Genomic DNA, 24,010 nt, shown 5'->3' on the forward strand with positions numbered 1-24,010 from the left:
CTTTCGAAGGGCGTACCCCGCCCTCCGGTTCTCCCGACGCATGCCGGTTCCTTCTTGTAACCGACAGCATCGTCAGGCACCATCGGGAGGCATGGAAGACGGAACTTCTCAGTCCCTCGGTTACTGCGCGGATACCGACGCCGACTACGACGTCCTTCAGTGGGACACCCGCGAGGACTGCGAGGTCCGCCAGATCCTCGACCGAGTCGCCGACAAGTGGTCACTGCTCGTCATCGCGCTGCTGGACCGGCGCAGCCTGCGCTTCACCGAATTGCGGCGGAAGATCGACGGCGTCAGCCAACGAATGCTCGCGCGCACTCTCCGGCACCTCGAACGCGACGGGCTGGTCACCCGGACGGTGCACCCGGTGGTCCCGCCCCGCGTCGACTACGCGCTCACCCCGCTCGGCACCACCCTGCACACGACAATCCAGGCGCTGGTGACCTGGACCGAGACACACCAGAACGAAATCGCCGCCGCACGTGCGTCTTACGACAAGCGCGCCGCCGAGGAGCAAACCCAAGCCGAACGCGATGCCGCCGAACGAGACGCCATCGCCCGGGAGGTCCTCGCGGGCAGCCGCTGACACCGTCCCCGGCGTGATCGCCGCCAGCTGCGCCATCTATGGTTGATCAATGGCATCGGTGAGGCAGGTCCAAGTCACGTTCGACTGCGCGGAGCCCGAGCGCGTCGCTCGTTTCTGGTGCGAGGTGTTGGGGTACGTCGTGCCGCCGCCACCCGATGGGTTTGCCACGTGGGACGATTTCGGTAGCTCGCTGCCGCCTGAGCGTCAGGGCGCGGCCTTCGTCTGCGTCGATCCGACGGGTGCGGGCCCGCGGCTGTACTTCCAGCGTGTCCCCGAAGGCAAGGTCGTCAAGAACCGGGTGCATCTCGACGTGCGAGTCGGCACCGGCCTCGTGGGCGAGGAGCGCCTGGCCGCACTCGAAGCCGAATGCGCACGACTGCTCGCGCTCGGCGCGGCCCGCGTGCGCCTGCTGCGCGCCGACGGCGAAAACGAGTCGTGCCTCGTGATGCAAGACATCGAGGGCAACGAGTTCTGCCTCGACTGACCGCGAAGGCGACACTGTCCACAATGGTGGATGCAAGATCAAGATTTGAGCTACCGCGATGTCCGCGGTGGTCCGGACCGCTGCTCCCGCAGCCTCACCCTCCGCGCTTCACAACCCACCGCTGGCCTAGCGGCCAGTGGCGCGAGCAGATTCGCAAGAACGCTGGATGTGTAGGGGGTCGGGGGACGGGGCCGGTCTGGGCCGGAGGCCCAGAGCCGCGCTTGACGAGATCGAACTTCGCGCAAAGACGCCCCGATCGTGGCCGATGGCCACGAATTCCCTTGATCGGCGCTAACGACGCCGCACCGCGCTACGTCCGTGGCGAAGAGTTGCCCCTGGCGGGGCAATTTTTCGCCACGGACGACCAGAGCACTTACCGATCAAGGGCCACGCCACCTTCAAGAGTGCCGGTCATTCACGGCCGTCGCCCTGACCGGCGCGATGGATCGGAGCGCGCGGCGATCGTGGTACGCAGCGGCCCCTCTGGAGCCTGTCGCAGATTGTTTTGTGTGTGGGTGGGGCTGTGGGTGTTGGGGGTTGGGCGGGGTTGGTGGTGCTGGTCTGCGGTTATGCCGTGGTGAGGGCGGTTGGTCCGTGGGTGGTGGCGAGGCGGAGCAGGTTGGTGACGGCGGCGGCGAGGTGGGCTTCGGCTTTGGCGGCGGTGAGGCCGCGGCGGGAGAAGCGGCGTAGTCCGCGGCGGTCTTTGAGGTGGGCGTTGACGGGTTCGACGGTGGCGCCGCGTTTGCGGTAGAGGGTTTTGCCTTCTGGGGTGGATAGGCGCCAGGCCATGTGTTCGCGGGCGGTGGCGTTCGGGTGGGGTGGTTGTGTGGGTGGGGTGGGGCCGGTGGGTTGGTGGGTTTTGCCTTGGGCGATGAGCCGGTCGGGGCCGGGTGCGGTGAGGTTGTCGTGACTGTTGTAGCCGGCGTCGAACAGGGTGGTGCCGACGGCCAGGTCGGGGTTGGCGGTAGCGTCGCGGAGTGTTTGGACGGCGTCGTCGATCTTGTCGTGCATGGGTTCTAGCTGGTTGACGTCGCCGGTGTCCTGGACCACCTCGACGGCGAGGATGAGGTAGTCGGCGGCGACGGCGAGTTGGGTGTTCAGGCCGGCGATGAACCCGGTTCGGGTGGGCATCAGCCGGCAGTCGGGGTCGGTGAGGCAGCGGACCGGGTTGTTGTTCTTCTTGCCGCTGTTGGTTTTGCCGGTGTGGGGTGTGGCCTCGAACGCGGCGAGTTCGGCCTCGACGGCCTCGACGCGGGTTTGTGCGCGGCGTACGTGGCTGTGTTCGTCGACCGGGACGGGCTTGGCCCCGGGCAACCGCCGCCCTTCGGCTGCCGCCGCGGCGTGCTGGGTGGCGCGTTCGTCAGCTTTTTGCTGCACGGCCGCGCGGATGTGCGCCGCTGAGTGACGCGCCGCGTCCAGTTCATCCTGGAGCCGTTGCCGGGCTGCGCGCCGCGTCGTGTCGCGGACCGCGGCCAGTTCGTCGGCAAGGGCCAGAGCCCGGTCGGCCTTGTCCACCGCCCGCCGCCGCTTGCCGCCGCGATCGCGGTTCGGATCCGTTTCGGCCCGTTCGATCAACTCGTCCAGCAGCGCCCGCCGTCGGGCCGGGTCCTGCAACGCTTCGGGTAGCTCATCCCCGCGCGCGTCACCGAACAGCTCGTCCTCGACGGCATCGTCGGCGGCGGCCTGCTCGACCAGCCGACAGGCGATCCGGCGCAGTCCGTCCTCGTCGGTCATCGCCTGCATCGACGCGTTCGCCGCGATCTTCGTCCCGTCCACCGCGACATGCCCGAGCCCGCCCATCCCGGCCCGCCCGCACAACGCCAACACCTTCGTGAACAAGTCCACGAACGCCTCGTCATGCTGCTGCCGGAACCGGGCGATCGTGGCATGGTCCGGCCGGGCCAAACCGGAGATCACCATGAACGCCACATCCTCCCGACAGCGCCGCTCGACCTGCCGCGAGGAGGTGACCCCACCGGCATACGCCCAGATCAACAACGCCAACAACATGTCCGGGTCGTAGCCGGCCCGGCCCGCACCACCCAACCTGGCCCGGGCCGCGAACCCCGCCGTGTCCAACCGGGCCACCGCGTCCAACACGAACCACACCTGATGATCAACCGGCAGCCAATCCCGCAAATCCGGCGGCAACAACATCGGCTGATCCCGCCATACCGGCATAAACCCCTTCGCCACCCACCAATTATCGATCACAGCAAATCAACACCAGGTCAGCCACACCGACCCGATTTTGCGACAGGCTCTCTGGGGCCGCTGCGTACCACGATCTGCCGGATGGCGTCCGTCGCAGCGCCGGATCAAGGAAATCGGCGTTCGCGATTGCCAGCCTGGTATCGCGCGTGACAGGCGGGGCCGTTGCCGCACCGCCGGCCGCGCTGGCCAGGGGTTGGGGTTGTGAAGCGCGGAGGGTGAGGCCGCGGGAGCAGCGGTCTGGACCCAATGCCACTCACCTTAGTTTGATCTTGGTGGGTGGGTGTGTCGGTGTGGGTTGGTGGTGTTGGTGTGGGTGATGATCGCTGGTTGTGTTTGGGGCTGGTGGGCGGTTGACGGACTGGGTCTCGGTGGGGTGTTGGCCGGGTCGGTGCCGCGGGATGTGGTCGATGCGGCGGTGGCGGTGTATGGCCGGGAGTCGAAGCGGTCGGATGGGAAGTTGCCGGCGCATGTGATGGTGTACTTCGCGATGGCGTTGGCGTTGTTCGCTGAGGATGACTATGAGGGGGTGCTCGCGCGGCTGGCTGAGCCGTTGATGGCGTGGGGGTGTTGGGATGCGAGTTGGTCGATGCCGGGTTCGGCGGGGATTACGCAGGCCCGGCAGCGGTTGGGGGCCGAGCCGGTGCGGGAGGTGTTCGAGCGGGTGGCTCGGCCGGTGTGTGGGGTGTTGACCCGGGGTGCGTGGCTGGCTGGGCGGCGGTTGGTGTCGGTCGATGGAAGTGAGCTTGATGTGCCGGATAGTCCGGCCAACGCGGAGTTCTTCGGCTATGCCGGCGGGGCTACGAGACGTTCGGCGTTTCCCAAGGCCAGGTTGGTCACGTTGGTCGAGACCGGTTCGCGGGCGCCGATCGGTGCGGTGATCGGGCCGGTCGTGGGTAAAGGGCAGGGGGAGCAGAGCCTGGCCCGTGGGTTGTATCCGTTGCTGGAGCCGGGCATGCTGCTGTTGGCCGATCGTAACTTCTACGGCTGGCGCGACTGGTGTGCGGCTACCGATACCGGCGCGGACGTGTTGTGGCGGGCCGGTGGCGCTGGCGGCGCGATCGCCCTACCCGTCGTGCAAGATCTGCCCGACGGCTCGTATCTGACCGTGGTGTATGCCTCCCGGACGCGTCCAAGCGAACGTGACCGGATCCTCGCGCTGGCCCGTGACCCGGCCACCCGGGCCGACATCGACCCGCACCGCGCCCGCATCGCCCGGGTCGTGTCCTATCAGGTCACCGACCGCGCGGACAACGACGAACCGATCAGCCTGCTCACCAGCATCCTGGACCCGGCCGACGCCCCGGCCGCCGTGCTGGCCGAGGCATACCACCAACGGTGGGACCACGAAACCAGCAACGGCCAACTCAAAACCCACCTGCGCGGCCCCGGACGGGTCCTACGCTCGAAAAGCCCGGCCATGGTGACCCAAGAAATCTACGGCTACCTGCTGACCCACTACGCGATCAGCGCCCTGATCTGCCAGGCCGCCACCGAAGCCGACATCGATCCCGACCAGGTCAAATTCCACCGCACCGTGCGTATCCTGCGCCGTCGGGTCCAAGACCCGACGGCATTTTCCCCCTGACCACCGCCACCACCTCATCGCCGCCATCGGCGCCGACATCACCCACCACCGACACCTCAACCAACACCGCCACCGCAGCTACCCCCGCGTCGTCAAACGCATGCGCCACAACAGCTACCGAGTCAAACAACCCCACGACACCGGCACCCGCCACACCAACCCACCCACCACCAAGATCAAACTAAGGTGAGTGGCATTGGGTCCGGACCACCGCGGACATCGCGGTAGCTCAAATCTTCGTTAGGCAATTGATCTGTAGCCCGATTGTGGATGGAGCATGCCGCCGGTGGCGACTTGGGCTGGCCGCCGCGCCGTTCGGCCACTGTGGACGAGCCGCGCGGTGCGGGCTTCGGGCGTCGCGTCGAGGCTTTCCGGCTGGGGTTGTTGATGGGATCGTCACAGTGTCCCCAGTGTCGGGAGGGTCAATGGGTTCGCAGTCGGCCAGGCTCGTCGACAGCCTGCTGCGGTTCAGGGAGTTCATCGTCGCCAACCCGCCGCAGGTTACCCGGCAATGGGGCAAGACCACGGTGAAGACGCATCCGAGTACCGGGGCGAAGTACCTGCTGGTGTGCGCGGACGGGCCGACCGTGAACGACCTGGCGCCGACGCTCGATGAGATGTCGGCGGCACTGCGGCGGGTGCGGGCACTCAACGACGTGCTGCGTCAGGTACCGGATCAGGACTACTCGCTGGAGTCTGTCGACAGGGCGATCCAGGCCGCGCAGCGGTTCTGACGCCGGAAGGGGCGCGCAAGGATGTCGAAGGGCTGGTGCGGCAGGCGCTGGAGGGGCCGAGTTGAGCTCGCGGGCGGTCGATCCGGCGCGGTCGCGGCTGGTGCTGCTCGGTACGGCCCGCTACCGCGACCCGGAACTGCCCGACGTGCCGCAGATCGACGCCAACGCCGAGGGCATCTCGGTGGCCGAGGTCGGCGACCGGCTTGAGGAGGCGGCCGGGCAGGCCGAAAACCTGCTGCTGCTCTATTACAGCGGGCACGGGGTGCTCGGGCCGCGCGGGGAGCTGCACCTCGCCCTCACCGACACGCGGCGGCAGAACCCGTCGTACAGCGGGCTGCGCATCGACACTGACACTCCGGTCAGGCCCATGCCTGCGGTGAATCCCCCGCCGAAGCCCAGTCCCACGGCGCCGCTGAAGGTCTCGTGACGGGGTGAGTTGTAACTGCGGCCGGCCTTGTCGACGGCGTCCTGCAGCGTCCTCAGAGTTTCCGCCCTCGAAGCTTCGATTTCCTCGCCATTGGCGTGCATACTGCCTTCCACCGTGTCGTGCTTGAGCTTCTCGGCGACCTGCTTGTTGACGATCCCGAAAACCGTGGTAGCCCCACCGGAGACGGCCGCACCAACCGCAGGCGACGCGATGAACGACGTCCCGACCCCAATGAGCGTGCCGGTGCCCCTGCTATCCAATCCATTCTCGTTCCCAGGGAGTCGTTGTATTTCTTGTCGTCCTCGGCGGCCTCGCCGGTGGTCGTATTCCAACGCCCGAGGGCGAGGATGCCGTGGACCGCTCCGGCGGCATGGGTGGCGAGATGGACCGTCTCCCAACCGTCGTCGGTCAGCGACAGGTACCTGTCTGGGTGCTGCAAGTGATAGTCGATCAGCCCGCTGGTGTAGTGCTTCTGCGACAGCAGGACCGGCGCGTAACCGTCGGGGTCCTTCGAGACCTCGTAGAGGAACCTGGCGACCTCACTCCGGGTTGGTGCCGCTTCGCCTGGGCCGAAGGAGCTGCCCACCGTCGGAAACAGGGCGGCGTTCTTTTCCCCGCCCACGGTCTCGGCGCTGAGAACCCGGTTGATGTCCGGAATGTACTCTGCCGCGATGCGGCCTAAACTGTCCCGTATCTCCGGGTAGGCGCGCGTGGTGTCACGTGACACCAGCTTGATGAGCTCCTGGAAAAGGGCGGCCTGATCCGCGGTGTGTCCCTTGCCCTTCCTCGGGTCGAGGTCGATCGGTGCCTGGTCGTACTGGCGGCCGGTAGTGGCGGCCTGTAGCGCGTGGCCGAGGGCGTCGCGGCCGGCGACGATCTCGTTCTCGCTGGCGCCGAGGGTGTCTTTGAACCATGCGCGCTCGGCCATCACGTACTTGAATATTTTGTCATCTTTAAGAACGCCGATCGCGGCGTCTGGGTTGTGGCCGAGGGCTTCCATCAACCCGGTCATCGGGTCGTTGCCGGCGTCTTGCTGGTTGCCGACGTTGAAGTCCCGCCTGCCGAAGTGGGTCCAGAACCGCTCCAGATCCTTACCGCCGCCCTTGTCGTACTCGATCAGCGCCTTGCCGTAGTTGACCAAGAACTTGGTGTCGTACGCGCCGTGCCGCAGCAGGCTGCTCATGATCTGGAAACCACGGGGCTCGCGGATGGCCGGCGACAGGTTGATCTCCTGGCCACCCAGACTGATGATCTCCCGCTTCCACTGCTCCATCGCCGCCGAATCCATGCTGGTAGCGCGCGCGAGCGTGTGTCCGAACTCCTTCTGCAGATCCTTCAGGATCGCCTGCCGCTCCTTGCCCTTCTGCCCGGCCCATTCGGAGACACCGCCCCAGAATTCGAGTGTGCCTCGCGCGCCCAGACCGCTCGCGAAGATTGCGGCGAACGTCTCGTCGCCGCGGTGACGGCGCAGCGTGAGGGCGAGTTGCTGGAGTTCGGCGTCGGTGAGCGCCTTGCCCTTGCGGGCGAGTGTCAGGGCGAAGCGGACATCCGCGGTCGGGTCGAGCGGGCCATCGGGCAGTTTCCAGTACAGGCCGTTTGGCTGGCCAACCTTGATGTTCGTCCCGAGGCGGTCCATCTCGGCGAAGAGGCGTTGCCTACGTTGCAGGTCGTTCGCCTCGTTTTGCATCTCGGCGGCGATGTCCCGGATCCGGATCGCCGCGGAGGTGCCCAGGTCGGCCTTGGTCAGCTCCACCCACAACTCATGGGACAGCCGGCTCAGCCGCGACGCGGCCCGCGCGTGCGCATGCGTCATGTGCTCGAATTCGGGCCGCTTGACGCCGGAGAAGTTCGAGTTCGTCACTTCTTCTTCTCCGCAGCCCTGGCTATCGCCCTCTTGGTATTGAGGTCACGGTCCGCGGCATTCACTGCCGATGTGAGCTGGCGCCACAGCTCCGCCCGGTGGTCATGGACGCCCTTGCCGAACTTGCGCCCGGCGGGCCCGACCCAGGTCTGGTTGTCCATGGCGCGGCAGGTCGCATCGAGTGCGTGCCAATGCTCGTCGGACAGTGCCTTGATGCGCCTGTAGGTGGCCAGCGCTTGCTCGTATTCCTCTTGTTCCTTGGACATGGCCTCCGGTCCCGGTTCGGGCCGGGCCGCCGGGGAGGCCCCCAGCGGCCCGGAACTCGCCTCAGCGCGTCGCCTGCTCGATGTTCTGCGCGTTCTTGCTGACCGCGGAGCTGGCCTCGTCCAACGCCTGGCGCATCTTCTCGAACGCCGTCTTGGCCTCGCCCCATGCGCTGCGGAAACGGTCGGCTGCCGGGCCGGTCCAGATCCGTTCACTGTCGACGGTCTTGCTGTTGAGGTCGCTGATGACGCTGTTGAGCTTGCCGGAGTTGGCCGAGAACAACCTCGCGAGCTGTTGCATCTCCTCCACGTTGCCGCCGCGCAGGTTAGACATCTTCGATCCCTTCTGTGGCTACCTAGTTATTTCCAGCCGGTGCAATAGGTGGTGCCGTTTCGTTTGGAGCAGACGTCCCACTGGACATCCTTGATCGGGCCGCTGCGCGACCACGAGAAGTTCGCGCCCTGTCCATTGGCGACAGTGGCGTACGGGTCGGGCTGCACGTAGCGCGTCTTCCAGGTGCCGCCCTCGTAGATCTGGTAGGCGATCCGCAGCCAGGACTGGGATTCGTTCGCCGCGGCGTCGACGAGCCGGCCGTTCGCCTGCGCCGACGTCCCGTCCCAGGACACCGATCCCTGGGCGCGGCCGTAGTTTTGGGCGACATTCATGCTCTTGGTGCTCGATGCGATCTGGGGCGTGTTTGGCCGCGCGGGCGTCGTCGGTGCCGGCTGTCGCGATGACGCCTGGGGCTTGTCGGGCTGGGCCGGTGCGGGGCTGGCGGCGGGCCGGCCGGGCTGAGGCGGTGCGGGACTCGCGGAGGGTGGGCCGGCGGTCCGGGCCGGCGTGGTCGGCGTGGGGGACGGCGCGGCCACGTTCTTGGAGGGTATGCCGGTGCCGGGGTCCTCTGTGGACAGTGCGCGGGCGGTAACGACACCGGCGGACGAGAGCACTACCAAGGTCGCCACCGCCGCGAGGCCGATGGCCAGCCGCCGGCCCGGGCCCCGGGGCGCCGGCAGGTCGTCCACCGCGCCGGGCACCGGGACGTATCCGGGCACCGGTACCTCGTGGAGTGAGCTGGCCGGCAGCGCTTCGTTCGTCGCGCCGGCCGCGGCCGGCCACGGCGTCACGCCGAGGAGCAGGTCCCGTGCCGCGTCGCGAAGCTGCCGCGCCAGCAGCGCCGCCGTCGGCCGCGCCGCCGGATCGGCGGCCACCGCGGTCTCCAGCAGCGACCACAACGCCTCGGGAGCACCATTCGGGCGGGGCGGCAGGCCACCGTCCGGCTCGGGCGGGGCACCGAGCAGGTCGGACAGCACGCCGCCCAGCGCACGCACGTCGTCGGTCCGAGTGTGTGGCCCGGCCTCCGGTTCGGACGCCATGATTACCGGCCGGACGCGGCCCTCATGGACCTCGACCCGCACATCGCTGTCGAGCCTCAGCGGCCGGCGACCCGCCGCGTGTAGGGCAGCGACCTGCTCGGCCAGCTCGGCGGCGAAAAGGGCAGCCTGGTGCGGCGCGAACGGGGCGTGCTGCCGAACGTAGGGACGCACATGGGACGGAGCCGCCCCTGAGTCCGACACGGTAGAAATCCTCCCCAGTCCGTCTCAGCAAATAGCCAATCTAGTACATCAATGCAAAAACCGCCGCCCGTGGCCCGCCCGTCCGCCGACCTGATGTGGAGAGTGATCGGATCCGGCTAACGCATTCCGCACATCGCGTGCGACTTCTTTGTTGGCCGACTCGATGGTTACTTGATCGCTGGTCCGGACTGGCGGTCCTGGATGTCCACAGACGACCCTGGACGCCGTGTGACCAGGCCGCAGCCTCCGCCGGCGCGGCCGGGCAGGGGGGTGGCTACGAGCGCGACCGGGCTGGGCGGCGGGATGCCTGGAGGTAGTCGCGGTTGAGCTGGCCGATGGTCTCCAGCGGGATGCCCTTCGGGCACACGGCGGTGCACTCACCGGTGTTGGTACACCCACCGAAGCCGGCGTCGTCGTGGGCCGCCACCATGTCCAGCACGCGTGACTGGCGTTCCGGCTGGCCCTGGGGCAGGCGGCCCAGGTGGGTGACCTTCGCGGCGGTGAAGAGCATCGCGGAGCCGTTCGGGCAGGCGGCCACGCACGCACCGCAGCCGATGCACGTCGCGGCCTCGAAGGCGGCGTCGGCGTCGGCCTTCGGCACGGGCAGCGCGTGGGCGTCGGGGGCGCTGCCGGTCGGGGCGCTCACGTAGCCGCCGGCCTCGATCACCCGGTCCAGCGCGCCGCGGTCGACGACCAGGTCCTTGACGACCGGGAAGGCCCTGGCCCGCCACGGCTCGACGTCGATGGTGTCCCCGTCGCGGAAGTGTCGCATGTGGAGCTGGCAGGTGGTGGTCGCCTTCTCGGGGCCGTGGGCGACGCCGTTGATGACGACGCCGCACGCGCCGCAGATGCCCTCGCGGCAGTCGTGGTCGAACGCGACCGGCTCGGCGCCCTCCATCGTCAGGCGCTCGTTGAGCATGTCGAGCACCTCGAGGAAGGACATGTCGGGGGAGACGTCCGTGACGCGGTACGCCACCAGGCGGCCCTTCGCGTCGGGACCGTTCTGCCGCCAGATACGCAGGGTCAGGTTCACTTGTAGCTCCGCTGGCTGGGCGTGACGTATTCGAACTCCAGGTCCTCGCGGTGCAGCACCGGCACGTCGCCCGTCCACTCCCAGGCCGCGACATAGGAAAAGTGCCCGTCGTCGCGCAGCGCCTCGCCGTCCGGGGTCTGGCTCTCCGCCCGGAAGTGACCGCCGCACGACTCGGTACGGTGCAGCGCGTCCACGCACATCAGCTCGGCCAGCTCGAAGAAGTCGGCCACCCGGCCGGCACGTTCCAGCGCCTGGTTGAGGCTGACGCCGTCACCGGGGACGCGTACCCGTGCCCAGAACTCCTCCCGCAATGACCGGATCTCGCCGATCGCCTTGCGGAGGCCGTCGTCCGTGCGTTCCATGCCGCAGTGGTCCCACATGATGCGGCCCAGCTCGCGGTGGAAGGAGTCGACGGTACGGTCACCCTTCAGCGCGAGCAGCCGTTCGATACGCTCCGTGACCGAGGCCAGCGCGTCGACGACCTCGGCGTTGGTGGGATCGACCGTGGGGAACGGCCCGTCCGCCAGGTAGTCGTTGATCGTGTTGGGCAGCACGAAGTACCCGTCCGCCAGGCCTTGCATGAGGGCCGACGCGCCCAGCCGGTTCGCGCCGTGGTCGGAGAAGTTGGCCTCGCCGATCACGAAGAGGCCGCGGATCGTCGACTGGAGGTCGTAGTCGACCCACAGGCCGCCCATCGTGTAGTGCACGGCGGGGTATATGCGCATCGGCACCTCGTACGGGTCCTCGCCGGTGATGCGCTGGTACATCTCGAACAGGTTCCCGTACCGCTCCTCGACCGCCGCCCGCCCAAGGCGGACGATCGCATCCGCGAAGTCCAGATATACGCCGTCTCCGATACCGCGGCCCTCGTCGCAGACGTTCTTGGCCGCGCGGGAGGCGATGTCGCGGGGGACCAGGTTGCCGAACGCCGGGTACATGCGCTCGAGGTAGTAGTCGCGCTCGGCCTCGGGGATGTCGCCGGGCGCGCGGTCGTCGCCGGCGCGCAGCGGTACCCACACGCGGCCGTCGTTGCGCAGCGACTCGCTCATCAGCGTGAGCTTCGACTGGTGCGGCCCCGACTGCGGGATACACGTGGGATGGATCTGGGTGAAGCACGGGTTGGCGAAGAGCGCGCCCCGCCGGTGCGCCCGCCAGGTGGCCGTCACGTTGCAGCCCTTGGCGTTGGTGGAGAGGAAGAAGACGTTGCCGTACCCGCCGGTGGCGAGCACCACCGCGTCCGCGAGCTCGGTCGTCACCTCGCCGGTCACCAGGTCGCGCACCACGATGCCGCGCGCACGTCCGTCCACCACGATCAGGTCGAGCATCTCGTGCCGCGCGTGCATGGTCACGGTGCCGGCCGCGACCTGGCGTTCGAGCGCCTGGTATGCGCCGAGCAGCAGCTGCTGCCCGGTCTGCCCGCGCGCGTAGAACGTCCGCGAGACCTGCGCGCCGCCGAAGGAGCGGTTGTCGAGCAGCCCGCCGTACTCCCGCGCGAACGGCACCCCCTGCGCCACGCACTGGTCGATGATCTCGACGGAGACCTGGGCGAGACGGTGCACATTGGACTCGCGGGAGCGGAAGTCGCCGCCCTTCACGGTGTCGTAGAAGAGGCGGTGTACCGAGTCGCCGTCGTTGCGGTAGTTCTTGGCCGCGTTGATGCCGCCCTGCGCCGCGATCGAGTGGGCGCGGCGGGGACTGTCCTGGTAGCAGTAGGACCTGACCCGGTACCCGGCCTCGCCGAGTGTCGCGGCGGCCGACGCGCCCGCGAGCCCCGTGCCCACGACGATGACCGTGAGGCGGCGGCGGTTGGCCGGGTTGACCAGCCGGGCCTCGAAGCGCCGCCGGTCCCACCGCGTCTCGATCGGCCCGCCGGGCGCCTTGCGGTCCGCGATCGGAGCACCAACATCGAACAACATCAGCCCACCAACCCAACCATGACGGCGAACGGAACAGACAGGTAACCCGCGCAGAGGCCGACCGAGGCCAGGAGCGCGACCAGCCGGGCGCGCTGCTCGCCCGCCGCCGTGCGCTGGCCCAGCGTGCGCACCGCGCTGAACAGCCCGTGCCGCAGATGGAACCCCACCGCCAGCACCGCGAGCGTGTAGAAGAGCGTCACGTACCACCGCTCCGGCGCGAAGTCGGCGACCACGTTCCCGTACGGGTGCGCGCGATCGCCGACCGGGTTCAGGTGGCCGGTGGTCAGGTCCAGCACGTGGTAGATCGCGAAGAGCAGGATGATCACGCCGCCCCACCGCATGGTGCGGGCCGCGTAGCTGCCTTGGACGGGCCGGCGGTGCGCGTACCCGACAGGTCGCGCGGCTCGGGCCCGGAGCGCGAGCGCCGTCGCCGCCCACACGTGCGCCACCAGCGCCGCGGTGAGCACGGCCCGCTGGATCCACAGGTACCCAGAATGGGGTAGTAGTGGCGCGCCGATGGCGCGTAGCCAGTGCGCGTAGTGGTCGAACGAGCCGGCGCCCACGAACACCTTGAGGTTGCCGATCATGTGCGCCACCAGGAACAGCACCAGCAAGATGCCGCTCACCGCCATGAGCGTCTTCTGCCCGACGGTCGACCGGACCGCACTTACCGTAACCACGTCACCGACGCTAGGGCCGGACGACTCCATTCGTCCAATGCATGATCGACACAGCTCCGATAGCTGTAGGCTATGACGAGTGCAGTTCCAGCAGCTTCGGTACTTCGTGGCCGTCGCCGATGAGCGCCACTTCACACGCGCGGCGGCCGACCTCGGCATGGCGCAGCCCACGCTGAGCAAGCAGATCCACAGCCTGGAGCGCGACATCGGCGCCCCGCTGTTCGACCGCACCCGCGGCACCGTCACGCTCACCCCGGCCGGCGCCGCGCTGCTGCCGATCGCGCGCCGCATCCTCGCCGACGTCGAGACCGCCCGCCGCGAGGTGCAGGAGCTGGTCGGGCTCCGCCGCGGCCGGGTGCGGCTCGGCGCCACGCCCAGCCTCTCCACCAGCCTCGTCGCGCGCGTGCTGCCCCGTTTCCGCGCCGACCACCCCGGCATCGACCTGCATGTGGAGGAGAGCGGCTCGCAGGACCTCGTTCGCCACCTCACCGAAGGCAACCTCGACCTCGCGCTGGTCATCCTGCCGCCGCACGGCATCGACCCGGCCCTGCGGGCCGAGCCGATCATCCGCGAAGACCTCGTCGTCGCCTCGGCGTCACCCCTCCCAGTGCCCGCGGGGGGCATGGCCATCGCGGACCTGCGGGACCGACCTCTGGTGATGTTCCGCAGGGGGTACGACCTACGCGACGCCACCCTGGCCGCCTGTCACGCCGCTGGGTTCGAGCCGGCGTTCGCGGTCGAGGGCGGCGAGATGGACGCGGTACTCAGCTTCGTGGCCGCCGGCCTGGGTGTGGCGGTGGTGCCGAGCATGGTGCTCGCGGGCCACCCGGGGCTGCACTCCGCACCGCTAGCCCCGCCCGGCATCCAGCGGACCGTCGCGATCGCCGAACGCCGCGAGTCCACACCCACCCACGCGGCCGCCGCACTGCGCCACACGATCCTCGGGTACCTGGAAGACTGAGCGGCGTGGAGCACTCCGACGTGTTGAGCTGGGTCGACGCGTACGAGCGGGCGTGGCGCTCGCCCGGCACCGGCGGCCTCGGCGAGATCTTCAGCAGCGAGGCGAGCTACCTCCAGGGTCCGTACCGGAATCCGGTCGTCGGCCTGCCCGCCATCGCGGAGATGTGGGAGACCGAGCGGGCCGGGCCGGACGAGGCGTTCGACATGAGCCGCGAGGTGGTGGCCATCGACGGCGACACAGCGGTGGTACGAGCCGAGGTGCGCTACGGGCCACCACTCGACCAGCAGTGGCGCGACCTGTGGATCCTGCGCTTCGCGCCCGACGGCCGGTGCAAGTGGTTCGAGGAGTGGCCGATCGCCCCGGGTCAGTGATCCGCACAGGTGACTCACAGTCACTTCACAGCCCGTAGCGCTACCGTCGCGGCATGGATGAGAGCAGGGCCCAACGGGTCGTCGACGCGCTCCGCGACCGCGGCGTGCCGGCGCACTTGGAGCGGGCGGGCGTCGCGCAGTACGGCGTACGGGTCGCGCTGCGTGACGGGCGGCAGGCTATGTGGGACACGGACGGCACCGCGGGCCTGGAGGCCCAGGTGATGCGTAATGGCGTGCTGGTCGGGTTCGTCCCGCATATCGAGGGCTCGGAAAACTTCGACGAGCACCAGGTCATCGACACGATCGCGCGCACCGACTACGACCAGCCGATCGCGCGGCAGCGCGCCACCGCCCCACCCACCGCGCCGCCCCTGCCCCGCGAGGGCGGCTTCTTCCGCCGCTTCAGGCAGGGCTTCCGCGAGTAGCCCGAGACCCCTCGAACGCGCTGCCCGCCGTGGGAGTCAGCCACCCGAGAATTGGCATGTATTCGCCTTGGTGCCAGTGCGGCCGATTACCAGGGTTCGTCGCCCAATACGGACTTGCATGCGTCCCAGAGGCCTTGCTGTGCGGCGGACAATGCCTCGCGCTCGCCGGGCTCATCCGGAGTGGCGGCGACGGCGGTCGCGGCCCGGAAGAGACTGTCACCCGCGTCGAAGATGGCTTTGTGGTTCGCAGTCTTCGCCAGCGAACCGAGCATCTGGCCGTTGCCCGCGCTCCAGTCGCCTTCCTTGAGCATCTGGGCGGCGGCGCGGCAGGCATCCATGCCGAACCGGTTGAGAGCCGCCGATGGGCTCGGCGTGGGAGTTGGAGCCTCGGCGCTGGGATCCTGGTCACCGCCGCAGCCGGCGACGGTCAGGACGAGAAGCACGCACGCCACGAGGGCACGGTCGCGAGGCACGGCGGGATACTACTGCCCCCATACCTCCCCACTGCCGGCCCCTTGCCGCCGGCTGCGCGAGCAGATCCGCAAGGACGCCAGATCTAGATAGACGAGCACCGACCGGTCACGTCCGGGGGTGGTAAGGGTTTCGACGTGGTCGCTGCCGTGGATCAACGTAGTCGGGTGGGATGAACTCCGGCCTGCTGTCCTCGACGCAAAGCCGAATGGTCCAGTGTCCTCGGTGGATGATGCGGTGGTGGTAGCCGCACAGCAGCACGCTGTTTTCCAGGCTGGTAGGTCCGCCGTCGGCCCATGATTGGATGTGGTGCCCGTCGCACCAGCGTGGTGGTCGGTCACAGCCTGGGAAGGCGCATCCTCGGTCGCGTAGCTCCAGTGCCTGCCGTAGCGATCCGGTGATGAGGCGCCGGGTGCGGCCTAGGTCTAGGACCTGTCCGTCGCCGTCGAGCACCGCCGGGATCAGCTGCGCGTCGCAGGCGAGCTGGCGGACTTGGGTGGGGCTGAGCCGCCCACCGGTGTCCAGCATCCCGACGCCGAACTGCTGCTCGAGCAGTTCGAATGGCACGGTGACCATCACGTGTGGCCGCTGTCCGCCGTTGTCCGGCAGTTGCTCGGTGCGGGTGGCCAGGTCGCACACCTCGACCAGGGCGTCCGCGCGGCGCTGTCCGGGGGTGCGCGGCTCGTCGTCGTGGCGGGGCGCGCAGAGCGGGTCGAGGGCGGCGTTGACGGTGGCGGCGCCGGCCTCATCGAGCCAGCCGGTGACCCGGACGCGTCCGTCGCCGAGGCGGGTGAGCTGGAACGCGCGGGTCTGCCAGGCGCGGGCTTCCTGCCGCTGCAATGCAGCAGCGTCGCGGGCGTCGGCGATCTCGGGAGCGACGTGGGCGAGGATCCGTTCGCCGGCTTTGCGCAGGATGGTGGGCTCGAACTGCTCGGCCTGACCGATCAGCACCGCCTCGGCCTCATCAACCACATCAGCGCCGAGGTCGGCGGGAAGATCCCGGACCGCAGTAGCGATGACCGTGGCCTGCTCAGCGTTGACCACACCCGCAACCAGAGCGGTATCGAGAGCGGCCCGCTCGTCAACCGCTCTCGCCAGGTCGGCCAGCCGCTTCGCGGCGTGGATGCTGATCCGGTGCCGCTCCCGCAACCACACCGCCGTGCTGGAGGCGTGTTGCGCGATGGGTAGGCCGCGTCCGTCGATTTCCCGGATCAGATGTAGTTGTGCTGCGGTGAGTGTTTGCAGGGCCTGATGGACGGCGTCCAGGGAATTGACAAGCTCGTCATCGCCCAGGGTCCAGACCGAGGCGCCAGCGCATTTGCCGACTACCTCGCTGAGCTGCTCTAACGCCTCCCTGGCCACCCGTTAATTGTCTCGCATTAACTCCAAGACCACCAGTTATATTCGTCGATCTAGGGATATTCGAATTCCAATATTGCGAGGAATGAGAAAGCGCCAAGGAACCTGATATACCGGAGACCCCGTGGCCACCTGGCGGCGGCGACGGGCGGTGCGATCTGGCGACAGGTAGTGGGTGGTGCTGGAGCTTTTGCTGCCGAAGGGTCAGAAGCCAGGCTGACCACCGAAATGTGGGCAGGGCCGCAAGCCGTGCGGAGCCCCAGAGCCGACCGGGCGCCACCTGCGCCAGCGGTGGACGGGCCATCTTTTCTTGCGATTGAGGGCCGGATCAGGCCGAGTGGATCACCGGCCGTCCTTGCGCGCCGTCAGCCGCCTCCGGAGGCTGCCGACCTGGCGATGCCGCCGCCGCGCCCGCCAATGGGATCACCGACCGTCGTGAGCCACGGGCCCGCCGGCTCGATCGGCACCTTCCTTCATCCTTCGTCCAGACCGGCGGCGCGGCGGACCAGACGCAGCCGGTACCGGCGGCGTGGCGGTTCGCGACACGGAGCTGTGGCGGCGGACCAGGCGCCGTCGGTACCGACGGCGTGGTGGTCTGCGGCCCAGGGCTGCGGCCGCGGACCAGAGGCCGTCGATACCGGGGGCGTGGCGGTCTGCGGGCCGGGGCTGTGGCGGTGGACCAGGCGCCGTCGATGGCGGACCGACCGGCGAGCGCCAGATTCGCGCAATGAATGCGCGTCACGGTGTTGCGGTGTGCGGCTCGCCAGCGATGACCCATAGAGCGACGCGGAGATTCCCGGCGGTCCACAAAGGACCGGAGGAGGGCAGATGAACCTTTCCACCACCCCATCTGGGGCGCTCGCGCTGCGCGGTACAGGCGGAAGCGGGTTCAGCGGGCACCAGAGATCGGAGAACACCCTCGTGATCCGCATCATGGTCGTCGAGGAGATGGGGCTGTTGCGGAGCGCCCTGCGCACCGTGCTGTCGAGCGAAGGCGACCTGGAGGTGGTGGCCGAGATCGGCGACCGGGCGGAGATCCTGTCGGTCGCCGGGCGGGAGCGGCCGGACGTGGTCGTGGTGAACGTGGATCTGACCGCCGCGGACACCCGGGGTGTGCTCACCCGGCTGCGGGAGCGGCTGCCGTCGGTGGCGGTCCTGGCGTTGAGCGCCCGCTGGACCGCGGACTCGCTGCGCCGGGCCCTCGCGGCGGGCGCGCTCGGGTTGGCCGGTACCGACGTGACGCCGGCCCAGTTCGTGCGGATCGTGCGGTCGGTCGCGAGCGGCCACCGGGTGATCGACCCGGTCGTGGCGGCGGCGGTGCTCAACCCGCCGCCGAACCCGCTGACCACCCGCGAGCGGGAGATCCTCCGCGCGGCCGCGGAGGGCCTCCCGCCCAAAGAGATCGCCAACCGCCTCTACCTGGCCCACGGCACAGTGCGCAACCGGATGTCCGCGATCCTCCGGAAGACCGGCGCCCGCAACCGCCTCGAAGCGATCCGCCGAGCCCAGGAACGCGGCTGGCTATGAAGACATGGCTACGAGAGATGGGCGAGGCGCGCCAGCCCCTCCGCCACCGAGTCGGCGAGCGGGGTCGTCGGGCGGCCGATCAGGCGGCTCAGGTCGCCGGTCTCCACGAGCAGCTTGCCCTCCTTCAGCGACACGTCGGAGCCGGCCAGCACGTGGGCGTACCCGTCCGGCAGCCCCACCGCGATCAGCGCCTGCGCGTACTCCTCCTGGGGCAGGTCGCGGTACACGACCTCACGGCCGCTCTGCCGCGCCACCTCCGCGGCCAGCTCGGTGAGCGTGAACGGCTGGTCGCCACCCAGCTCGTACACCTTGTTGTCGTGCCCCTCGCCCCGGAGGACGGCGGCCGCCGCGGCGGCGAAGTCGGCGCGCGGCGCGGCCGAGACCTTGCCGTCGCCGGCCGCACCGAGGATCGCGCCGTACTGGAGGGCGGAGGCGAGGTTGTCGGTGTAGTTCTCGACGTACCAGCTGTTGCGCAGGAACGTGAACGGCACCCCGCTGACGCGGATGACCTCCTCGGTCGCCTTGTGCTCGGGCGCGATGGGCAGGTCGGTGGTGTCCGCGTAGGGCGCGCTCGTGTACGCGATCAGCGACACGCCGGCCGCCACCGCCGCGTTCACCGCGTTGGTGTGCTGCGCGACGCGCACGCCGACCTCGCTGCCCGAGATGAGCAGCAGCCGGTCGACCCCGGCGAACGCCTCGGCGAGCGTCTCGGGCTTGTCGTAGTCGGCCTCGCGCACCCGCACGCCCAGCGAGGCCAGGTCGGCGACCTTCTCGGGGCTGCGCACGGCCGCGACGATCTCGCCGGCCGGGACACCCCGGTCGAGCAGGGCGCGGATGACGAGCCGGCCCAGTTGGCCACTGGCGCCGGTGACGGCAACGGTCATTGGAAAGACCCCACTAACTGTTGGAGAGCACTAACCAGAAGAGAGTACCCCAACATCGGGTAGTCTGGTTGGCATGCCAGAAGAGGCCATGGAGGATCTCGTCGCAGACGTGTTCGCGCGCGCCTGCACCTCCCGCCTCGTCCTGGAAAACGTGGCCGGCAAGTGGGGCATCCTCGCCCTCGCCGCGCTCTCCGAGGGCGCCTACCGGTTCAACGCGTTGCGCCGCCGGGTCGACGGGATCAGCGAGAAGATGCTCGCCCAGACCCTCCAGGCGCTGGAGCGCGACGGCCTCGTCAAGCGCGACGTGCAGGCCACGATCCCGCCGCGCGTGGAGTACTCGCTGACCACGAGCGGCCAGCGGGTCGCCACGAAGCTGATCGAGCTGATCGAGCTGGTCGAGGGCGAGATGCCCGAAGTGCGCAAGGCCCAGGCGGAGTACGACGGCAGCCGCTAGAGACCCTTCCGGGTCAAGGTCGGCACGTCCTTTCTACGCCCCCGGGGCATCCGGAGAGATGGATATTTCTCCCCGGTCCGCGTCAGTCGCTGACCGTATGCTCCCGCGGGCACCGCGCAGGTCAGCGGCTCGCTGGCGCTGACGCGCTCGGGCGACCACGGCAGCGGCAGTCCCTAACGACGCTCGATGAGCGCGGCGACCCCGTCCAGCAGCCGCGCCAGGCCGAACTCGAACGCGCGCGCCGGATCGAGCGGCGCGCTGTACTCCTGGCCGGCCGCCGCGCCGACCCGGGTAGCCACCGGGAAGCGATCGGCGTCGTAGACCTTCTCCAGCAGCGGTGACAGCTCGGCCCACCACTCGTCGTCGGTCTTGCCGCTGTCGACGGGGAGCGTGGCGGCGGCGAGTGCGCCCCGTACCGCGCCGTGCACGTAGTCGCCGACCATCTGAACGACAAGGTCCATCTCGACGTCCGTGAGGCCGGTGCCGTCGACGGCCCGCAGCTCGTAGTCGTACCGGGCGATGAGGTTGGGGCCGAGCACCGGGCGGTTCGTCGCGAGGTGCAGCAGCCACGGGTGGCGCAGGTAGAGCGCCCAGGCCTCGCGGGCGACGAGCTCGAGCCGGGGCCGCCACCCGCCCGGTACGTCGTCGGGCTTGGCGGTCTCGGCGCAGACCCGGTCGAGCATGAGGTCGAGCAGCTCCGCCTTGCCGGGCACATACGTATACAGCGACATCGCGGTCACCCCGAGCCGCTCGGCGACCCGGCGCATGGAGACCGCGGCCAGCCCTTCAGCGTCCGCGATCGCGGTCGCCGCCGCCACGATCTGCTCGACGGAGAGGCGGGGCTTGGGGCCTCGGCGGGTCCGTTCCGGGGCGCCCCAAAGCAGCTCCATGATCCGCTTCGGGTCGCTCCCGCCGCTGTACTCGGTGGTCACTCTGTACAGCGTAGAGCTATACTCCCGGCGCGCCTATTCTGTACGGCGTAGAGAGTTAGGGGATGTCATGGCTTCTGACCTCGCGGTCCACGTAACAGGGCTGCGGAAGCGGTACCGCGACAAGCCGGCGTTGGACGGCTTCGACCTCGACGTGCCGGCCGGCACTGTCCACGGGCTGCTCGGCCCCAACGGGGCCGGCAAGACCACCGCGGTGCGCGTGCTGGCCACGCTGCTGCGGGCCGACGGCGGCAAGGCTTTCGTCGCCGGGTACGACGTGGCGCGCCAGCCCGCGGTCGTGCGGGAGCGGATCGGGCTCGTCGGCCAGCACGCGGCGGTGGACGAGGTGCTCGGCGGGCGGGACAACCTGGTGATGTTCGGCCGCCTCTTCCATCTCGGCAAGCGGGAGGCCGGGCGCCGCGCCGACCACCTGTTGGAACGATTCGGGCTGGCCGACGCCGGCGGCAAGCCGGTCAAGCAGTACTCCGGTGGCATGCGCCGCCGCCTCGACCTGGCCGCCAGCCTGATCCTGCGGCCGGCGGTGCTCTTTCTGGACGAGCCGACCAGCGGGCTCGACCCGCGCGGGCGCAACGAGGTGTGGGCGGCGGTGCGCGCGCTCGTCGCGGACGGCACGACGGTGCTGCTTACCACGCAGTACCTCGACGAAGCCGACCAGCTGGCGAGCCGGATCTCGGTGCTGGACCACGGGCGGGTCGTCGCCGGCGGTACCCCCGATGAGCTGAAGTCGCGGATCGGCGGTGACCGGATCGACGTGATCGTGCGCGCGGACGCCGATCTCGTCGCCGCGGCGGCGGTGGTCAAGGGGATCGCGGAGGGTGAGCCGGAGATCGACCCGGACAACCGGCGGGTCTCCGCGCCCGTGCGCGACCGGGTCGCCGCGCTCACCGAGGTGGTACGCGTGCTCGACACCCGCGGCATCGCGGTCGAGGACATCGCGCTGCGCCGCCCCACGCTCGACGAGGTGTTCCTGCGACTGACGGAGGTGCCGGATGAGCGGGAGTCGTGAGGCTACGGTCTTGACCACGACGGTGGACGAGCGCCGAGCGACGGAGCGACCGCAGGCTCAGCAGTTGAAATGGGCGCTCGCGGACGGATGGACGATCACGCTGCGTGACCTGAAGCACTGGGCCGCCCAGCCGTGGCAGATCGTGTTCGGGCTGCTGTTCTCGGTGATGCTCGTGCTGATGTTCGGGTACCTCTTCGGCGGCGCGATCGAGGTCCCGGGCGGCGGCAACTACCGGGAGTTCCTGCTGCCCGGCATGTTCGCGCTGACGATGCTGTTCGGGCTGGAGGCGACCTACACCGCGGTCACCACCGACGCGGACCGAGGCGTGACCGACAGGTTCCGGGCGATGCCGATGGCCGGGTCGGCCGTGGTGATGGGCCGGGCCAGCGCGGACATGCTCAACTCGATGCTCACGCTCGCCGCGATGGTCGCCTGCGGGCTCGCGGTCGGCTGGCGGTGGCACGAGGGGGTCGGGGCGACGCTGGCCGCGTTCGGGCTGTTGCTGCTGTTGCGGTTCGCGCTGCTGTGGCTCGGCATCTGGCTGGCGCTGGTGCTGCGCAGCCCGGAGGCGCTGATGGCGCTGCAGATCCTGGTGTGGCCGCTCGGCTTCCTGTCCAATGTGTACGTCGCACCGCAGACGATGCCCGGCTGGCTGGGCACGCTCGCGGAGTGGAACCCGCTCTCCGCCACCGTCGCCGCCGCGCGCGAGCTGTTCGGCAACCCCGGCTGGGGCGGCGACTCGTGGGTGGCGCAGCACTCGATCCTGATGGCCTTCCTTTGGCCGGCGGTGCTGACCGCCGTCTTCTTCCCCCTGTCGGTACGCGCCTACCGGAGGCTCAGCCGGTAGGTACAAGATCTTCTGTGTGTACATCCTTGCCCTTGTGGCGACGGTCGGGGTCGCCGCGCTGCTGCCCGCGCGCGGCCCCGCCGCCACGGTCGCGTCGGTGGCCACAGCCGTCGCGATCGGGGCGCTCTTCTTCCTGTACGGCGCCCGCATCGCACCCCGCGCCGCCTGGGAGGGCGCCCGCCACTGGCGGCTGCACGGGGTGGTGCTGCTGTCCACGTTCGTGCTCTTCCCGCTGCTCGCGTTGGGGGCGAGGTGGCTGGACGGTCCGGTGCTGACACCCGCGCTCTACGACGGCCTCGTGTACCTGAGCGTGGTGCCCTCCACTGTGCAGACGTCGATCGCGTTCACCGCGCTGGCCGGCGGCAACGTACCGGCGGCCGTGTTCAGCGCCTCGTTCTCCAACCTGGCCGGCGTCCTCCTCACCCCGCTGCTCGCGGCGGCGCTGCTGGGCGGCGGCGCCATCTTCTCCGCGGGCTCGCTCGTCGAGATCGCCGCCCAGCTCGTGCTGCCGTTCGCCGCCGGACAGGCCGCCCGCCCGTGGATCGCGGGATGGCTGGAACGGCATTCGCGCCTGCTCGGATACGCCGACCGGGGCGCGATCCTGCTCATCGTGTACACCGCGTTCAGTGCCGGCATGGTCGCCGGGGTCTGGCGCCAGATCTCACCCGCCCGCCTCGCGGTCCTGCTCGCCGTCCTCGCCGTCCTGCTCGCGCTGGTGCTCGGCCTGACCTGGCTGGCCGGTCGCCTGCTCGGCTTCGATCGCGCCGACCGCGTCACGATCGTCTTCTGCGGCTCGAAGAAGAGCATGGCCACGGGCCTGCCGATGGCCGCGGTGATGTTCGGCCCGGCCGCCGCCGCGATCCTCGTCGTACCGCTGATGCTCTTCCACCAGATCCAGCTCGTGGTCTGCGCCATACTCGCCCGGCGCTGGGGTCGGTAGTGTCAGGCCGCATGGGGGACTTGTTCCAGGTCCGCGTCGCGGTGCGCGGCTACGAGCTCGACATCCAGGGCCACCTCAACCAGGCTGTGTACCTTCAGTACGCGGAGCACGCCCGCTGGGAGTACCTGCGCGCCGCCGGCGTCACCCCGGCCAAGCTCCAGGCCAGCCGCTCTGGCCCGGTCGTGCTGGAGACCACGATCAGGTACCTGTCCGAGCTGCGCGCCGGTGACGAGGTGGACGTGTCGTGCGCCTTCGAGTGGGGCGGCGGCAAGACGTTCAAGCTGCACCAGGAGATCCGCAAGACGGACGGCACGCTCGCGGCGGAGGTGACGGCGGTGGGCGGCGTCCTCGACCTCGACCTGCGCCGCCTGATCGCGGACCCGGGCGCCCACCTGCGGAAGATCGCCGACAACCCGGACCTCTTCGAGCCGCCAGCTCCGTAGATCGGCTCAGTGAT

The 24,010-nt window shown here is 69.5% G+C and carries 25 protein-coding genes and 1 pseudogene; 14 read left to right on the forward strand and 12 right to left on the reverse strand.

Annotation, left to right across the window (positions count from 1 at the left end; all coding sequences use genetic code 11):
- The first annotated feature begins 91 nt into the window (after positions 1–91).
- Both Pflav_RS08725 and Pflav_RS08730 read left to right on the forward strand, forming a co-directional pair.
- A complete protein-coding gene (locus tag Pflav_RS08725; protein ID WP_173035222.1) occupies positions 92–586 on the forward strand; it encodes a winged helix-turn-helix transcriptional regulator in 495 nt (164 codons plus the stop codon).
- A gap of 49 nt (positions 587–635) precedes the next feature.
- On the forward strand, positions 636–1,070 hold the full coding sequence (locus Pflav_RS08730; protein WP_173035224.1) for a VOC family protein: 435 nt from the start codon (positions 636–638) through the stop codon (positions 1,068–1,070).
- Between the two features lie 567 nt (positions 1,071–1,637).
- Here Pflav_RS08730 and Pflav_RS47255 read toward each other — a convergent pair.
- Entirely contained in the window at positions 1,638–3,170 is a 1,533-nt protein-coding gene (locus Pflav_RS47255) for a transposase (RefSeq protein WP_173035147.1), read from the reverse strand.
- A gap of 437 nt (positions 3,171–3,607) precedes the next feature.
- Between Pflav_RS47255 and Pflav_RS08740 the strand changes: the two are divergent.
- The 3 genes and pseudogenes from Pflav_RS08740 (at position 3,608) to Pflav_RS08750 (ending at position 6,030) form a co-directional block, all read left to right on the forward strand.
- A pseudogene (locus Pflav_RS08740) lies at positions 3,608–4,869 on the forward strand (IS4 family transposase).
- Between the two features lie 425 nt (positions 4,870–5,294).
- Entirely contained in the window at positions 5,295–5,603 is a 309-nt protein-coding gene (locus Pflav_RS08745; protein ID WP_173035228.1) for a hypothetical protein, read from the forward strand.
- A gap of 61 nt (positions 5,604–5,664) precedes the next feature.
- Complete coding sequence (locus Pflav_RS08750) at positions 5,665–6,030, forward strand: hypothetical protein (protein ID WP_173035230.1); 366 nt, start codon at positions 5,665–5,667, stop codon at positions 6,028–6,030.
- Positions 6,031–6,082: 52 nt separating this feature from the next.
- Here the strand turns inward: Pflav_RS08750 and Pflav_RS08755 are convergent, their stop codons facing one another.
- The 7 genes from Pflav_RS08755 to Pflav_RS08785 form a co-directional block, all read right to left on the reverse strand.
- The gene (locus tag Pflav_RS08755) at positions 6,083–7,891 is read right to left on the reverse strand and encodes a hypothetical protein (RefSeq protein WP_173035232.1); all 1,809 of its coding nucleotides are present in this window, start codon (positions 7,889–7,891) and stop codon (positions 6,083–6,085) included.
- Complete coding sequence (locus tag Pflav_RS08760; protein ID WP_173035234.1) at positions 7,888–8,157, reverse strand: hypothetical protein; 270 nt, start codon at positions 8,155–8,157, stop codon at positions 7,888–7,890. The genes Pflav_RS08755 and Pflav_RS08760 overlap by 4 nt, the downstream gene beginning before the upstream one ends.
- A gap of 61 nt (positions 8,158–8,218) precedes the next feature.
- Complete coding sequence (locus Pflav_RS08765; protein WP_173035235.1) at positions 8,219–8,488, reverse strand: WXG100 family type VII secretion target; 270 nt, start codon at positions 8,486–8,488, stop codon at positions 8,219–8,221.
- A 26-nt stretch (positions 8,489–8,514) separates the two neighbouring features.
- Positions 8,515–9,729, reverse strand: coding sequence for a serine/threonine-protein kinase (locus Pflav_RS08770; protein WP_232071115.1), 1,215 nt, complete (start codon positions 9,727–9,729; stop codon positions 8,515–8,517).
- Between the two features lie 274 nt (positions 9,730–10,003).
- Complete coding sequence (locus tag Pflav_RS08775) at positions 10,004–10,762, reverse strand: succinate dehydrogenase/fumarate reductase iron-sulfur subunit (RefSeq protein WP_173035239.1); 759 nt, start codon at positions 10,760–10,762, stop codon at positions 10,004–10,006.
- Entirely contained in the window at positions 10,759–12,678 is a 1,920-nt protein-coding gene (locus tag Pflav_RS08780; protein ID WP_377309284.1) for a fumarate reductase/succinate dehydrogenase flavoprotein subunit, read from the reverse strand. Before Pflav_RS08780 ends, Pflav_RS08775 begins: the two co-directional genes overlap by 4 nt.
- Positions 12,678–13,388: a succinate dehydrogenase cytochrome b subunit gene (locus Pflav_RS08785; protein WP_173035241.1), complete on the reverse strand. Its 711-nt coding sequence runs from the start codon at positions 13,386–13,388 to the stop codon at positions 12,678–12,680. The genes Pflav_RS08780 and Pflav_RS08785 overlap by 1 nt, the downstream gene beginning before the upstream one ends.
- Before the next feature lie 49 nt (positions 13,389–13,437).
- Between Pflav_RS08785 and Pflav_RS08790 the strand changes: the two genes are divergently transcribed.
- Genes Pflav_RS08790 through Pflav_RS08800 form a run of 3 tightly spaced genes read left to right on the forward strand, consistent with a single transcriptional unit; the run spans position 13,438 to position 15,115 of the window.
- Positions 13,438–14,319 carry a LysR family transcriptional regulator gene (locus tag Pflav_RS08790; RefSeq protein WP_173035243.1) on the forward strand — a complete coding sequence of 294 codons (882 nt, stop codon included), beginning with the start codon at positions 13,438–13,440 and terminating at the stop codon, positions 14,317–14,319.
- A gap of 5 nt (positions 14,320–14,324) precedes the next feature.
- A complete protein-coding gene (locus Pflav_RS08795; RefSeq protein WP_197938229.1) occupies positions 14,325–14,690 on the forward strand; it encodes a nuclear transport factor 2 family protein in 366 nt (121 codons plus the stop codon).
- Positions 14,691–14,743: 53 nt separating this feature from the next.
- On the forward strand, positions 14,744–15,115 hold the full coding sequence (locus Pflav_RS08800; RefSeq protein WP_173035245.1) for a hypothetical protein: 372 nt from the start codon (positions 14,744–14,746) through the stop codon (positions 15,113–15,115).
- An 86-nt stretch (positions 15,116–15,201) separates the two neighbouring features.
- On the opposite strand, the gene Pflav_RS08805 is transcribed toward Pflav_RS08800, so the two are convergent.
- Positions 15,202–15,558, reverse strand: a complete 357-nt coding sequence (locus tag Pflav_RS08805) for a hypothetical protein (protein WP_173035247.1) — start codon at positions 15,556–15,558, stop codon at positions 15,202–15,204.
- Positions 15,559–15,694: 136 nt separating this feature from the next.
- Positions 15,695–16,948, reverse strand: coding sequence for an HNH endonuclease signature motif containing protein (locus Pflav_RS08810; protein ID WP_173035248.1), 1,254 nt, complete (start codon positions 16,946–16,948; stop codon positions 15,695–15,697).
- 825 nt (positions 16,949–17,773) lie between these two features.
- Here Pflav_RS08810 and Pflav_RS08815 point away from each other — a divergent pair.
- Positions 17,774–18,472 carry a response regulator transcription factor gene (locus Pflav_RS08815; RefSeq protein ID WP_232071117.1) on the forward strand — a complete coding sequence of 233 codons (699 nt, stop codon included), beginning with the start codon at positions 17,774–17,776 and terminating at the stop codon, positions 18,470–18,472.
- A gap of 8 nt (positions 18,473–18,480) precedes the next feature.
- Here Pflav_RS08815 and Pflav_RS08820 read toward each other — a convergent pair whose 3' ends face one another.
- Positions 18,481–19,356, reverse strand: coding sequence for an SDR family oxidoreductase (locus Pflav_RS08820; RefSeq protein WP_173035250.1), 876 nt, complete (start codon positions 19,354–19,356; stop codon positions 18,481–18,483).
- Between the two features lie 73 nt (positions 19,357–19,429).
- On the opposite strand from Pflav_RS08820, the gene Pflav_RS08825 reads away from it, so the two are divergent.
- Positions 19,430–19,810, forward strand: a complete 381-nt coding sequence (locus Pflav_RS08825; RefSeq protein WP_173035252.1) for a winged helix-turn-helix transcriptional regulator — start codon at positions 19,430–19,432, stop codon at positions 19,808–19,810.
- 173 nt (positions 19,811–19,983) lie between these two features.
- Here Pflav_RS08825 and Pflav_RS08830 read toward each other — a convergent pair whose 3' ends face one another.
- A complete protein-coding gene (locus Pflav_RS08830) occupies positions 19,984–20,742 on the reverse strand; it encodes a TetR/AcrR family transcriptional regulator (RefSeq protein WP_232071119.1) in 759 nt (252 codons plus the stop codon).
- Positions 20,743–20,809: 67 nt separating this feature from the next.
- On the opposite strand from Pflav_RS08830, the gene Pflav_RS08835 reads away from it, so the two are divergent.
- From Pflav_RS08835 to Pflav_RS08850, 4 genes are read left to right on the forward strand one after another with little or no spacing between them, the layout of a single operon-like run.
- Positions 20,810–21,766 (forward strand): ATP-binding cassette domain-containing protein, encoded by a 957-nt coding sequence (locus tag Pflav_RS08835; protein ID WP_173035253.1) that lies wholly within the window; start codon positions 20,810–20,812, stop codon positions 21,764–21,766.
- 10 nt (positions 21,767–21,776) lie between these two features.
- A complete protein-coding gene (locus Pflav_RS08840) occupies positions 21,777–22,613 on the forward strand; it encodes an ABC transporter permease (RefSeq protein ID WP_415624314.1) in 837 nt (278 codons plus the stop codon).
- A gap of 16 nt (positions 22,614–22,629) precedes the next feature.
- Positions 22,630–23,553, forward strand: a complete 924-nt coding sequence (locus Pflav_RS08845; protein WP_232071121.1) for a bile acid:sodium symporter family protein — start codon at positions 22,630–22,632, stop codon at positions 23,551–23,553.
- A gap of 11 nt (positions 23,554–23,564) precedes the next feature.
- Positions 23,565–23,996, forward strand: a complete 432-nt coding sequence (locus Pflav_RS08850) for an acyl-CoA thioesterase (RefSeq protein WP_173035257.1) — start codon at positions 23,565–23,567, stop codon at positions 23,994–23,996.
- Positions 23,997–24,010: the final 14 nt, after the last annotated feature.

It is taken from the genome of Phytohabitans flavus, from assembly GCF_011764545.1.
Classification (GTDB): Bacteria; Actinomycetota; Actinomycetes; order Mycobacteriales; family Micromonosporaceae; genus Phytohabitans; species Phytohabitans flavus.

What these genes read in the sequence shown, in the direction of transcription:
- Pflav_RS08725 (WP_173035222.1), top strand. Translation starts at nt 92, where the DNA reads ATGGAAGACGGAACTTCTCAGTCCCTCGGTTACTGCGCGGATACCGAC.
- Pflav_RS08730 (WP_173035224.1), top strand. Translation starts at nt 636, where the DNA reads ATGGCATCGGTGAGGCAGGTCCAAGTCACGTTCGACTGCGCGGAGCCC.
- Pflav_RS08745 (WP_173035228.1), top strand. Translation starts at nt 5,295, where the DNA reads ATGGGTTCGCAGTCGGCCAGGCTCGTCGACAGCCTGCTGCGGTTCAGG.
- Pflav_RS08760 (WP_173035234.1), bottom strand. Translation starts at nt 8,157, where the DNA reads ATGTCCAAGGAACAAGAGGAATACGAGCAAGCGCTGGCCACCTACAGG.
- Pflav_RS08765 (WP_173035235.1), bottom strand. Translation starts at nt 8,488, where the DNA reads ATGTCTAACCTGCGCGGCGGCAACGTGGAGGAGATGCAACAGCTCGCG.
- Pflav_RS08780 (WP_377309284.1), bottom strand. Translation starts at nt 12,678, where the DNA reads ATGTTGTTCGATGTTGGTGCTCCGATCGCGGACCGCAAGGCGCCCGGC.
- Pflav_RS08785 (WP_173035241.1), bottom strand. Translation starts at nt 13,388, where the DNA reads ATGGAGTCGTCCGGCCCTAGCGTCGGTGACGTGGTTACGGTAAGTGCG.
- Pflav_RS08800 (WP_173035245.1), top strand. Translation starts at nt 14,744, where the DNA reads ATGGATGAGAGCAGGGCCCAACGGGTCGTCGACGCGCTCCGCGACCGC.
- Pflav_RS08815 (WP_232071117.1), top strand. Translation starts at nt 17,774, where the DNA reads ATGAACCTTTCCACCACCCCATCTGGGGCGCTCGCGCTGCGCGGTACA.
- Pflav_RS08820 (WP_173035250.1), bottom strand. Translation starts at nt 19,356, where the DNA reads ATGACCGTTGCCGTCACCGGCGCCAGTGGCCAACTGGGCCGGCTCGTC.
- Pflav_RS08825 (WP_173035252.1), top strand. Translation starts at nt 19,430, where the DNA reads ATGCCAGAAGAGGCCATGGAGGATCTCGTCGCAGACGTGTTCGCGCGC.
- Pflav_RS08835 (WP_173035253.1), top strand. Translation starts at nt 20,810, where the DNA reads ATGGCTTCTGACCTCGCGGTCCACGTAACAGGGCTGCGGAAGCGGTAC.
- Pflav_RS08850 (WP_173035257.1), top strand. Translation starts at nt 23,565, where the DNA reads ATGGGGGACTTGTTCCAGGTCCGCGTCGCGGTGCGCGGCTACGAGCTC.